The organism is Shigella sp. FJ200513 (genome assembly GCF_040495915.1).
GTDB lineage: Bacteria > Pseudomonadota > Gammaproteobacteria > Enterobacterales > Enterobacteriaceae > ECMA0423.
Map to the genome: position 1 here is coordinate 1 of NZ_JBDYCV010000042.1, position 12538 is coordinate 12538.

Annotated in this window: 11 protein-coding genes; 3 read left to right on the plus strand and 8 right to left on the minus strand. The window is 53.4% G+C overall.

Annotated features, from left to right (window positions below):
• Positions 1 to 308: 308 nt before the first annotated feature.
• The 4 genes from hemG to pepQ are packed head-to-tail and all read right to left on the minus strand — an operon-like array spanning position 309 to position 4301.
• Positions 309 to 854, minus strand: a complete 546-nt coding sequence (gene hemG, locus ABZJ92_RS11115; protein ID WP_000853972.1) for a menaquinone-dependent protoporphyrinogen IX dehydrogenase — start codon at positions 852 to 854, stop codon at positions 309 to 311.
• 11 nt (positions 855 to 865) lie between these two features.
• The gene (trkH, locus tag ABZJ92_RS11120) at positions 866 to 2317 is read right to left on the minus strand and encodes a Trk system potassium transporter TrkH (protein WP_000545677.1); all 1452 of its coding nucleotides are present in this window, start codon (positions 2315 to 2317) and stop codon (positions 866 to 868) included.
• A 38-nt stretch (positions 2318 to 2355) separates the two neighbouring features.
• Positions 2356 to 2970 (minus strand): IMPACT family protein, encoded by a 615-nt coding sequence (locus tag ABZJ92_RS11125; protein WP_001296979.1) that lies wholly within the window; start codon positions 2968 to 2970, stop codon positions 2356 to 2358.
• Positions 2970 to 4301 carry a Xaa-Pro dipeptidase gene (gene pepQ, locus ABZJ92_RS11130; protein ID WP_000444563.1) on the minus strand — a complete coding sequence of 444 codons (1332 nt, stop codon included), beginning with the start codon at positions 4299 to 4301 and terminating at the stop codon, positions 2970 to 2972. The genes ABZJ92_RS11125 and pepQ overlap by 1 nt, the downstream gene beginning before the upstream one ends.
• A 189-nt stretch (positions 4302 to 4490) precedes the next feature.
• Between pepQ and fadB the strand changes: the two genes are divergently transcribed.
• The gene (gene fadB, locus ABZJ92_RS11135) at positions 4491 to 6680 is read left to right on the plus strand and encodes a fatty acid oxidation complex subunit alpha FadB (protein WP_000965917.1); all 2190 of its coding nucleotides are present in this window, start codon (positions 4491 to 4493) and stop codon (positions 6678 to 6680) included.
• 9 nt (positions 6681 to 6689) lie between these two features.
• On the plus strand, positions 6690 to 7853 hold the full coding sequence (gene fadA / locus ABZJ92_RS11140; RefSeq protein WP_000438763.1) for an acetyl-CoA C-acyltransferase FadA: 1164 nt from the start codon (positions 6690 to 6692) through the stop codon (positions 7851 to 7853).
• Between the two features lie 191 nt (positions 7854 to 8044).
• On the opposite strand, the gene fre is transcribed toward fadA, so the two are convergent.
• Together fre and ubiD are read right to left on the minus strand one after the other, a co-directional pair.
• Complete coding sequence (fre, locus tag ABZJ92_RS11145; RefSeq protein WP_005064775.1) at positions 8045 to 8746, minus strand: NAD(P)H-flavin reductase; 702 nt, start codon at positions 8744 to 8746, stop codon at positions 8045 to 8047.
• A gap of 45 nt (positions 8747 to 8791) precedes the next feature.
• Complete coding sequence (gene ubiD / locus ABZJ92_RS11150; protein ID WP_000339795.1) at positions 8792 to 10285, minus strand: 4-hydroxy-3-polyprenylbenzoate decarboxylase; 1494 nt, start codon at positions 10283 to 10285, stop codon at positions 8792 to 8794.
• A 166-nt stretch (positions 10286 to 10451) separates the two neighbouring features.
• On the opposite strand from ubiD, the gene rfaH reads away from it, so the two are divergent.
• Positions 10452 to 10940: a transcription/translation regulatory transformer protein RfaH gene (gene rfaH / locus ABZJ92_RS11155; protein ID WP_001192403.1), complete on the plus strand. Its 489-nt coding sequence runs from the start codon at positions 10452 to 10454 to the stop codon at positions 10938 to 10940.
• On the opposite strand, the gene tatD is transcribed toward rfaH, so the two are convergent.
• Positions 10937 to 11719 carry a 3'-5' ssDNA/RNA exonuclease TatD gene (gene tatD, locus ABZJ92_RS11160; RefSeq protein WP_001299486.1) on the minus strand — a complete coding sequence of 261 codons (783 nt, stop codon included), beginning with the start codon at positions 11717 to 11719 and terminating at the stop codon, positions 10937 to 10939. The two genes, rfaH and tatD, sit on opposite strands and share 4 nt — an antisense overlap.
• Before the next feature lie 41 nt (positions 11720 to 11760).
• Positions 11761 to 12537, minus strand: a complete 777-nt coding sequence (gene tatC / locus ABZJ92_RS11165; protein WP_000109947.1) for a Sec-independent protein translocase subunit TatC — start codon at positions 12535 to 12537, stop codon at positions 11761 to 11763.
• Between the last annotated feature and the right edge of the window lies 1 nt (position 12538).

Here is a 12538-nt window from a genome sequence, read left to right on the forward strand (position 1 = left end):
TTTTTCGTCTTGCGACGTTAAGAATCCGTATCTTCGAGTGCCCACACAGATTGTCTGATAAATTGTTAAAGAGCAGTGCCGCTTCGCTTTTTCTCAGCGGCGCAGGGTGTTCATAATACGCTTTCCCGCTACAAAGTCAAGCATTTATTTTTGCTTTCTCTGTCGGAATTCTCAGGAGAACCCCGCTGACCCGGCTGCGTGTTTGCCGTTGTTCCGTGTCAGTGGTGGCGCATTATAGGGAGTTATTCCGGCCTGACAAGAGGAAATTTAAAATAATTTTCTGACCGCGCATTTTTTATTCTTTATGCTTATTTCAGCGTCGGTTTGTCGGTTAAATGGGCGATTTCTCGGGCGAAATTCGCCACCTGCTCCCAATCGGTATAGACAACTTCTTTGCGCGTATCCGTTTCACCGCCTGACATCTTCATAATCAGCTTGAGCATAAAACGGTCGTACCAGCGATAACGTGGGTAACGCAGCGCCCCGGCAATGACCGCGCAGCGATCGGGACGCCATTGCGAGTTCATCAGAAACTTCCGCGCGTAGCTGTTGGTCTGTGGAGTACGCTTCTCCGGTTTGCGCGCCACCAGGTTTACGGAATAAAAGGCGCTCGGCATCGAATTCAGTCGCGTCGCATGTTTTTTGACAAATTCCTGGAACGCAGAGTGGTAGTGACCATAGCGAATAGAAGCACCAATGACCACACGGTCATAGTTTTCCCATTGTGGTTCTTCAATGCGGTGCACATTGGCGACATCCGTCTGGATCCCCAGTTCTTTCAGTTCCGAAGCCAGGTAGGAGGCAATCTCGCGCGTTTGTCCGTCCCTTGTTGAGAAAAGAATTAATGTTTTCACGTATTACTCCATCATTCACGCCAGAAAGTCGGGGTAAAGAGCACCAGTAATGTAAAGACCTCGAGACGACCAAACAGCATGTTGGCAATCAGGATCCATTTAGCCACCGGGTTCATACTGGTAAAGTTATCAGCAACCACGCCAAGCCCTGGCCCCAGGTTATTCAATGTCGCAACAACTGAGGCAAAGGCAGAAAAATCATCCACGCCCGTGGCGATAATCGCCAGCATACTGACAATAAACACCAATGCATAGGCGGAGAAAAATCCCCAAACGGCTTCGAGGATACGTTCCGGCAGTGCGCGATTCCCCAGCTTAATGCTATAGACGGCGTTCGGATGCACCAGTCGTTTCAGCTCACGGTTCCCCTGCTTAAACAGCAGCAGGATGCGGATCACTTTCAGGCCACCGCCCGTTGACCCGGCGCAACCGCCGATAAAAGCTGAACATAAAAGCAGTACCGGCAAAAAGAGCGGCCAGCGGGCAATGCTGTCAGTCGTAAACCCGGCGGTTGTCGCCATCGATACCACCTGGAAAAACGCCTGGTTAATTGTCATCAGCGCCGAACTGTAGACATTATGAAACCACAGTACGAGTGTACAAATAACCACCAGCGTAAACTGTACGCCGATAAACATGCGAAATTCCGGATCGCGCCAATAAACCTTCAGACTACGCCCACTTAACAGTGAAAAGTGCAGACCGTAGTTACAGCCGGAGATCAGCAGGAAGATAGCAATGATAGTGTTAATAGTCGGACTGTCGAAATAACCGATACTGGCATCATGTGTCGAGAAGCCGCCAATAGCGATAGTCGCAAAGCTATGGCCGATGGCATCAAAGGCATCCATTCCGGCAAACCACAACGCCAGCGCACAGGCGACGGTCAGCAAGACATAAATCAACCACAGAGTTTTCGCCGTTTCCGCAATTCGCGGGCGCATTTTGTTATCTTTCAGCGGGCCGGGCATTTCTGCGCGATAGAGCTGCATCCCACCCACGCCGAGGATAGGCAGTATCGCAACCGCTAACACGATGATCCCCATCCCGCCAAACCATTGCAGCATCTGGCGATAAAAGAGGATGGCATGAGGGAGCGAATCCAGCCCCACCAGCGTAGTGGCCCCGGTGGTGGTCAGGCCAGAGAAAGATTCAAAAAACGCATCGGTAATCGTGAGGTTCGGGCTTTCCGAGAAGATAAAAGGGAGCGCACCGACACTACCCAGCACGGTCCAAAACAGCACCACTATCAGAAACCCCTCACGGGATTTCAGTTCGCCCTTCTCTTTGCGGTTCGGCCACCACAGCATAGAGCCAATGGCGAGGGCGACAAAAAAGGTCTGGGTAAAAGCGCGGCCCGCTCCATCCCGGTAGATGAGTGCTACCAGCCCAGGGATAATCATGGTCCCTGAAAATAAGATGACCAGTAGTCCAACGATTCGGGTAATGGCGCGAAAATGCATCTCTGCCGCTTCCTTAGTTCTGCAAAACGAAGTGGGGATTATTCTTCAATCGCTAACAATTGCAATGAACCACGGCTAAAATCCGCCAGCTTTGCGGAAAATTCAGCCACTTTCGCCGCCGGAAGCGCCACCCGCAGCAGAACGAATGCCTGATAATCACTGTTGATAATTTTGCCGTCACACTGCCCCAGCAACGCTTCAATGCCGGTTAACTGACTATATTCACATTGCAAAGTATATTCGGTTAATGGCGTCTTGCGTTGGGTCGTTAGCTGGCGCAGCGCCTGATTCACGCCGCCGCCATACGCTTTCACTAACCCACCGGTGCCAAGCAATATGCCGCCGTAGTAGCGCACTACCACAGCGGTAATTTCCCCGACGCCGCTGCCCATTAGCTGGGCGAGCATCGGTTTACCTGCCGTTCCCGCCGGCTCCCCGTCGTCAGAGAAACCCAGCTGTTGAGAATCATCCGGCGCACCCGCCACCCACGCCACGCAATGGTGGCGGGCATCGGGGTGTTCTGCCCGCACCGATTCAACAAACGCTTTCGCCGCCTCAACGCCATCGGTATGCGCCAACATCGTTATGAAGCGGCTCTTTTTGATCTCTTCAACGACCGTGACCGGTGCCGCAGGAATTAACCAGCTTTCCATCACGCCAGTTTCAGATCCCGGGTCATGTTTTCCACGTTGTTTTCGTGGATCACCACGTTGTCTTCGATACGAATGCCGCCGAACGGTTTCAGTGCTTCAATTTTCTGCCAGTTGAAGTGCTTGCTGAACTGCCCTTCACGCCACGGTGCCAGAAGCGATTCAATGAAGTAGATACCCGGTTCGATGGTTAACACCATGCCCGGCTGGAGAATACGGGTGTAGCGCAGGTACGGATATTTTGCCGGTGCCGCGAGGTGTGTACCGCTATCATCCTGCATAAAACCGGCGACGTCATGCACCTGCAGGCCCAGCGGATGGCCAATACCGTGCGGCATAAACGGTCCGGTGAGATCGTTTTCGACCATCGCTTCTTCACTCATATCGGTGATGATTTGATGTTTACGCAGCAGTTTGGCGATGCGCTGATGGAACTGGATGTGGTAATCCACATAGCTGACGCCTGCTTTCATGGTGGCGATCAGCGCCAGTTGTTCATCATTTACGTCTTTCACCAGCTGTGCGTAGTCGTTGTCGCTTTTTGCCGACCAGGTACGGGTCAGGTCAGCCGCATAGCCGTTATATTCGGCCCCGGCATCCAGCAGGAAGCTGCGCATCTCTTCCGGTGCCTGGTGGTCCAGTTTGGTGTAATGCAACACCGCAGCGTGTTCGTTAAGCGCCACAATGTTGCTGTAAGGTACGTCGGTATCACGATGACCGGTCGCGGTCAGATAGGCAATATTGATATCGAACTCGCTCATGCCAGAACGGAACGCTTCTTCTGCCGCACGATGACCATTGACCGCCATTTTCTGCGCTTCACGCATACAGGCCAGTTCGTACTCGGTTTTGAAGGAGCGGTAATAATGCAGGTAGTCGATCACCCCTTTCGGGTTGATGTTGCTGGCCTCAATACCCAGTTGCAGCGCACGTTCCGGCACCGGACCGATATAACCGATATTGCCGCGCGCAGCAGGCAGCAGGCTACCAATGCCATCGGCTTTCGGCAGCGCGATCACTTCCACATCTTCAGTCCAGAAGGAGGTCGGCAGCGGTTCGACGTTGTGCCAGTAATCAACCGGCAGATAGAACCACAGTTTCGGCTTGTTCACGCCATCCACCAGCAACCAGCAGTTTGGCACCTGAGTTACCGGCACCCACGCTTTGAATTGCGGGTTCACTTTAAACGGATAGGGATGATCGTCGAGAAAAACGTTGAACAGCTCGCCGGAGTGAATAAGTAATGCATCCAGCTTGAAGCGCGCCAGCGCATCGCGAGTCCGTTCTTGTAAGGTAGCTATATGATTTTTATAGAGCGAGGCCAGTGATTCCATTTTTTACCCTTCTGTTTTTTTGACCTTAAGTCTCCGCATCTTAGCACATCGTTCATCCAGAGCGTGATTTCTGCCGAGCGTGATCAGATCGGCATTTCTTTAATCTTTTATTTGCATATTTTTAACACAAAACACACACTCCGATGCATCTGGTACGACCAGATTACCTTGCGGATTCAGGAGACTGACATGCTTTACAAAGGCGACACCCTGTACCTTGACTGGCTGGAAGATGGCATTGCCGAACTGGTATTTGATGCCCCAGGTTCAGTTAATAAACTCGACACTGCGACCGTCGCCAGCCTCGGCGAGGCCATCGGCGTGCTGGAACAGCAATCAGATCTAAAAGGGCTGCTGCTGCGTTCGAACAAAGCAGCCTTTATCGTCGGTGCTGATATCACCGAATTTTTGTCCCTGTTCCTCGTTCCTGAAGAACAGTTAAGTCAGTGGCTGCACTTTGCCAATAGCGTGTTTAATCGCCTGGAAGATCTGCCGGTGCCGACCATTGCTGCCGTCAACGGCTATGCGCTGGGTGGTGGCTGCGAATGCGTGCTGGCGACCGATTATCGTCTGGCGACGCCGGATCTGCGCATCGGTCTGCCGGAAACCAAACTGGGCATCATGCCGGGCTTTGGCGGTTCTGTACGTATGCCACGTATGCTGGGCGCTGACAGTGCACTGGAAATCATTGCCGCCGGTAAAGATGTCGGCGCGGATCAGGCGCTGAAAATCGGTCTGGTGGATGGCGTAGTCAAAGCAGAAAAACTGATTGAAGGGGCGATGGCGATTTTACGCCAGGCCATTAACGGCGACCTCGACTGGAAAGCGAAACGTCAGCCGAAGCAGGAACCGCTAAAACTGAGCAAGATTGAAGCCACCATGAGCTTCACCATCGCTAAAGGAATGGTCGCGCAAACGGCGGGGAAACATTATCCGGCCCCCATCACCGCAGTAAAAACCATTGAAGCTGCGGCCCGTTTTGGTCGTGAAGAAGCCTTAAATCTGGAAAACAAAAGTTTTGTCCCGCTGGCGCATACCAACGAAGCTCGCGCACTGGTCGGCATTTTCCTTAACGATCAATATGTAAAAGGCAAAGCGAAGAAACTCACCAAAGACGTTGAAACCCCGAAACAGGCTGCTGTGCTGGGCGCAGGCATCATGGGTGGCGGTATCGCTTACCAGTCCGCGTGGAAAGGCGTGCCGGTTGTCATGAAAGATATCAACGACAAGTCGTTAACCCTCGGCATGACCGAAGCCGCGAAACTGCTGAACAAGCAGCTTGAGCGCGGCAAAATCGATGGTCTGAAACTGGCTGGCGTGATCTCCACGATCCACCCAACGCTCGACTACGCCGGATTTGACCGCGTGGATATTGTGGTAGAAGCGGTTGTTGAAAACCCGAAAGTGAAAAAAGCCGTACTGGCAGAAACCGAACAAAAAGTACGCCAGGATACCGTGCTGGCGTCTAACACTTCAACCATTCCTATCAGCGAACTGGCCAACGCGCTGGAACGCCCGGAAAACTTCTGCGGGATGCACTTCTTTAACCCGGTCCACCGAATGCCGTTGGTAGAAATTATTCGCGGCGAGAAAAGCTCCGACGAAACCATCGCGAAAGTTGTCGCCTGGGCGAGCAAGATGGGCAAGACGCCGATTGTGGTTAACGACTGCCCCGGCTTCTTTGTTAACCGCGTGCTGTTCCCGTATTTCGCCGGTTTCAGCCAGCTGCTGCGCGACGGCGCGGATTTCCGCAAGATCGACAAAGTGATGGAAAAACAGTTTGGCTGGCCGATGGGCCCGGCATATCTGCTGGACGTTGTGGGCATTGATACCGCGCATCACGCTCAGGCTGTCATGGCAGCAGGCTTCCCGCAGCGGATGCAGAAAGATTACCGCGATGCCATCGACGCGCTGTTTGATGCCAACCGCTTTGGTCAGAAGAACGGCCTCGGTTTCTGGCGTTATAAAGAAGACAGCAAAGGTAAGCCGAAGAAAGAAGAAGACGCCGCCGTTGAAGACCTGCTGGCAGAAGTGAGCCAACCGAAGCGCGATTTCAGCGAAGAAGAGATTATCGCCCGCATGATGATCCCGATGGTCAACGAAGTGGTGCGCTGTCTGGAAGAGGGCATTATCGCCACTCCGGCGGAAGCGGATATGGCGCTGGTCTACGGCCTGGGCTTCCCTCCGTTCCACGGCGGCGCGTTCCGCTGGCTGGACACCCTCGGTAGCGCAAAATACCTCGATATGGCACAGCAATATCAGCACCTCGGCCCGCTGTATGAAGTGCCGGAAGGTCTGCGTAATAAAGCGCGTCATAACGAACCGTACTATCCTCCGGTTGAGCCAGCCCGTCCGGTTGGCGACCTGAAAACGGCTTAAGGAGTCACAATGGAACAGGTTGTCATTGTCGATGCAATTCGCACCCCGATGGGCCGTTCGAAGGGCGGTGCTTTTCGTAACGTGCGTGCGGAAGATCTCTCCGCTCATTTAATGCGTAGCCTGCTGGCGCGTAACCCGGCGCTGGAAGCGGCGGCCCTCGACGATATTTACTGGGGTTGTGTGCAACAGACGCTGGAGCAGGGTTTTAACATCGCCCGTAACGCGGCGCTGCTGGCAGAAGTGCCGCACTCTGTCCCGGCGGTTACCGTCAATCGCTTGTGTGGTTCATCCATGCAGGCACTGCATGACGCAGCACGAATGATCATGACTGGCGATACGCAGGCATGTCTGGTTGGCGGCGTGGAGCATATAGGCCATGTGCCGATGAGTCACGGCGTCGATTTTCACCCCGGCCTGAGCCGCAATGTCGCCAAAGCGGCGGGCATGATGGGCTTAACGGCAGAAATGCTGGCGCGTATGCACGGTATCAGCCGTGAAATGCAGGATGCCTTTGCCGCGCGGTCACACGCCCGCGCCTGGGCCGCCACGCAGTCGGCCGCATTTAAAAATGAAATCATCCCAACTGGTGGTCACGATGCCGACGGCGTCCTGAAGCAGTTTAATTACGACGAAGTGATTCGCCCGGAAACCACCGTGGAAGCCCTCGCCACGCTGCGTCCGGCGTTTGATCCAGTAAACGGTACGGTAACGGCGGGCACATCTTCTGCACTTTCCGATGGCGCAGCTGCCATGCTGGTGATGAGTGAAAGCCGCGCCCATGAATTAGGTCTTAAGCCGCGCGCTCGTGTGCGTTCGATGGCGGTCGTTGGTTGTGACCCATCGATTATGGGTTACGGCCCGGTTCCGGCCTCGAAGCTGGCGCTGAAAAAAGCGGGGCTTTCTGCCAGCGATATCGGCGTGTTTGAGATGAACGAAGCCTTTGCCGCGCAGATCCTGCCGTGCATTAAAGATCTCGGGCTAATGGAGCAGATTGACGAGAAGATCAACCTCAATGGTGGTGCGATCGCGCTGGGTCATCCGCTGGGTTGTTCCGGTGCGCGTATCAGCACCACGCTGCTGAATCTGATGGAACGCAAAGACGTTCAGTTTGGTCTGGCGACGATGTGTATCGGTCTGGGTCAGGGTATTGCGACGGTGTTTGAGCGGGTTTAACCACTTGCCGGATGCGGCGTGAACGCCTTATCCGGTCTACCGATCCGGCACCAATGTAGGCCTGATAAGACGCGCCAGCGTCGCATCAGGCATCGTGCACCAATTGCCGGATGCGACATAGATCTAAATGCCACTGAATAAAGTTTTAGTTGCCGTTCTTCCCGCCTGTCAGGGGCGGGTTTTTTTATATCTCAGATAAATGCAAACGCATCGCCAAACAGGCGATCTTCCCGCGCATTACGCTCACTGCAAAACAGGTCACGGGCAATTTTCGCCATCTCAAAACGTCCGGCAATATAGATATCATGCTCTGCCAGCGTACCATGATCCTGCAATACCGCCGTTAACACGGTACCAGTACGCCCACGCCAGCCTGCTTCCGGTTGTTCAACCACCGGCACCACTTGCAGACCAAGGTGCTTTAACGAAAGCGCCTCAAGCTCGCAGAGATCATACAGATGCTGCTCTTCACGCCCGCCCCAGTAAATGGTGATATCACGGTTTGGGTTACGCGCCAACGCTGTCAGCAAAATCGAGCGGGCATAAGAGAACCCGGTGCCGCCCGCAATCAAAATCATCGGACGCTCTTCATCATCGCGCAGCCACGCTTCTCCGTGGGGAAGGTCGACCACGATTTGATGATCTTTGAGGATGCGGTCCATGACTGCTTTCGCGTAAAGGTTGATTTCAGAAGCGCCAATATGCAGCTCGATAAACCCTTTTTCATCCGGCGTCGAGGCCATTGAGAACGGACGTTTGTCGCGCTCATCCATCACTACCATCAAATACTGACCAGCACGAAAAGAAAAGGCCGCGTCTGGCACGATGCGGACACGATATACGGTATCCGTGATAGCTGCTACCGAGGTCACTTTACAGCTTAAGGTTGTCATGCGCTTTCTCTGTCGGATCGATAAATAGGGCAAAACAAACGCGCATCAGGCGCTTTTACCGTTGTTAAAAATAGCCAGTTCATCCCAGATGGCGTCAATATGCGCGACAACATCTGGATCTTTTTTGATGGGACGTCCCCATTCACGCTGGGTTTCCCCCGGCCATTTATTCGTGGCATCCAGCCCCATTTTTGAACCCAGCCCAGAGACAGGCGAGGCAAAATCCAGATAATCAATAGGCGTATTTTCTACCAGAACAGTATCCCGCGCCGGGTCCATACGGGTGGTAATCGCCCAAATCACATCGTTCCAGTCGCGTGCGTTGACGTCATCATCGCAAACGATCACAAATTTAGTGTACATAAACTGGCGTAAGAACGACCAGACGCCCATCATGACGCGCTTCGCGTGTCCGGCGTACTGTTTTTTGATCGTCACTACCGCCAGACGATAAGAACAGCCTTCCGGCGGCAGGTAAAAATCGACAATTTCCGGGAACTGTTTTTGCAGAATCGGTACAAACACTTCGTTCAACGCCACGCCCAGTACCGCGGGCTCATCTGGCGGACGCCCGGTATAGGTGGAATGGTAAATCGCATCTTCACGCTGGGTAATATGCGTCACGGTAAACACCGGGAAATTATCGACTTCATTATAGTAACCTGTGTGGTCACCATACGGCCCTTCCGGCGCCATCTCACCAGGATCGATATACCCTTCCAGGACGATTTCGGCACTGGCTGGCACTTCGAGGTCATTGGAAATACACTTTACTACTTCGGTTTTGGTGCCGCGTAGCAATCCGGCAAACGCATACTCTGAAAGCGTATCCGGAACGGGGGTGACTGCACCGAGAATCGTGGCAGGATCGGCACCCAGCGCCACAGAAACCGGGAAACGTTCGCCCGGATGCGCCGCACACCACTCCTGATAATCCAGCGCGCCGCCGCGATGCGACAGCCAGCGCATAATCAGTTTGTTTTTACCAATCAGCTGCTGGCGATAAATGCCCAGATTCTGCCGCTCTTTATGCGGGCCGCGCGTTACGGTCAGCCCCCAGGTAATCAGCGGCGCGGCATCTTCCGGCCAGCAGGTCATAATGGGAATGCGATTGAGATCGACGTCATCGCCAGAGACGATTTTTTGTTGGCAGGGCGCACCACGCAGTCGCTTTGTCGGCATGTTTAACACCTGCTTAAACTGCGGCAGTTTATCAAACAGGTCGCGGAAACCTTTTGGCGGCTCCGGCTCTTTCAGAAACGCCAATAATTTACCAACTTCACGCAGCGCCGAAACATCTTCCTGCCCCATGCCCATCGCCACGCGCTTTGGCGTACCGAACAGGTTGCACAGCACCGGCATTGAGTAGCCTTTAGGGTTTTCGAACAACAGCGCAGGCCCACCAGCACGCAGAGTGCGGTCAGCAATTTCAGTGATTTCCAGATGCGGATCCACCGGGAGCGTGATACGTTTTAGCTCACCCTGCTGTTCAAGCAGCGTCAGGAAGTCGCGTAAATCGTTATATTTCATGGCGTCCATTGTAGCCTCTTAATCTGCGCCCATTATACGGCGTTCATCTTTGCAATGCTGTAAATTTGTTAAATTAGCGTGAACTCTGACGGTATAACGCAAACCGGGGAATATAATTAACTTAGCGTAAAGCTTTTGCTATCCTTGCGCCCCGATTAAACGGATAAGAGTCATTATGCAATCCTGGTATTTACTGTACTGCAAGCGCGGGCAACTTCAACGTGCCCAGGAACACCTTGAGAGACAGGCGGTTAATTGCCTCGCTCCGATGATCACCCTGGAAAAAATCGTACGGGGTAAACGTACCGCAGTCAGTGAACCGTTATTCCCTAACTACCTGTTTGTGGAATTTGATCCAGAAGTGATTCATACCACGACCATCAGCGCTACGCGTGGCGTCAGCCACTTTGTGCGCTTTGGCGCGTCGCCAGCGATAGTCCCATCGGCGGTAATTCATCAGCTATCGGTATATAAACCGAAAGACATTGTCGATCCGGCCCCCCCTTATCCGGGTGATAAGGTGATTATTACCGAAGGCGCGTTCGAAGGCTTTCAGGCCATTTTCACCGAACCCGATGGTGAGGCTCGCTCCATGCTATTGCTTAATCTTATTAATAAAGAGATTAAGCACAGTGTGAAGAACACCGAGTTCCGCAAACTCTAAAACGCAATCCCAAACAGTGTTTTGACATTGGCATCCGTGGTGGCAGCCAGCCATGCGGCATCTTCTCCACGCCAGTGCGCAATACGTTGCAAAATATGGGGCAGATGGGCTGGCTCGTTGCGCCGGGATGATGGCTTTGGCGTGAGATCGCGCGGGAGCAGATACGGCGCATCTGTTTCGATCAGCAATTTCTCCGCCGGAATCAACGGCAACAATTCCCGCAGCTCCAGCCCGCGTCGTTCATCGCAAACCCAACCGGTAATGCCGATATAAATTCCACGCGCCACGCACGCCTGCATCTCTTCGCGTGTGCCGGTAAAGCAATGAAGAACCGCACCAGGCAGTTTATCCAGCCACGGCTCCAGCAATGTCATAAACCGCTCGTGGGCATCGCGACAGTGCATAAATACCGGCATGTTTAATTCTGCGGCAATGCGTAGCTGAGCAACAAAAGCGCGTTCCTGCTCTTCCGGCGTCGAAAAGTTACGGTTAAAGTCGAGACCACATTCACCAATCGCCACCACTTCTGGCTGCGCGGCCAGCTCAATAATCGCTTCTTCAGTCGCAGCTTGCCACTGGCTGCTGTCGTGAGGATGTACGCCCGCCGTTGACCAACAGGACGAATACTGACGCGCCAGCTTTTGCGCCTGCTGGCTTTCACGCAGGTTAGTGCCGGTGATGAGTAGCCCATTAACTCCCGCGTCAAAAGCGCGCGCTACAACATCATCACGGTCTTTCGCAAATTGCGAACTGGTCAAATTAACGCCGATATCAAACATCCTGTACTCCATATGACAACCGCCCTGACGGGCGGTTGAATTTATTCTTCAGTTTTTTCGCTTTCTGCTTCAGCGTCGTTTTCCTCTTCCCGATTTCGCCCTTTACCAACGTAAAAGCGTGAGAAGAAGACACCGATTTCAAACAGACAGTACATCGGGATCGCCAATAGCGTTTGCGAGAAGACATCCGGCGGCGTCAGCAACATCCCGACAACGAATGCACCAACCAGCACATACGGGCGTTTTTTGCGTAAGTCTTCTGACGAGGTAATCCCCATCCAGCACAGCAGCACAATTGCCACCGGCACTTCAAAGGAGACACCAAACGCCATAAACAGCGCCATAACGAAGCTTAAATAGCTGGCGATGTCGGTGGATACCTGCACCCCTTCCGGCGCGGTATTGGCAAGGAAGCCAAATGCCAGCGGAAAGACCACAAAGTAGGCGAATGCCATGCCGATATAAAACAGCAGAGAGCTGGAAACCAGCAGCGGCACCACCAGGCGACGTTCATGCTTATACAGCGCTGGGGCGATAAATGCCCACACCTGATAGAGAATCACCGGCGCTGACAGAATCAGCGACACCATAAAGGTCAGCTTGATCGGCGTAAAGAACGGCGAGGCCACGTCGGTGGCGATCATCGTTGAACCTTGCGGCAACTGCTTGATCAATGGCGCGGATACCAAGTGATAGATGTCATTGGCGAAATAGACCAGACACAGGAATATCACGATCACCGCGATAATGCAGTTCAGCAGACGCTTACGCAGCTCAATCAGATGCGTGATAAGCGGTTGAGTATCTTCTACAGACATG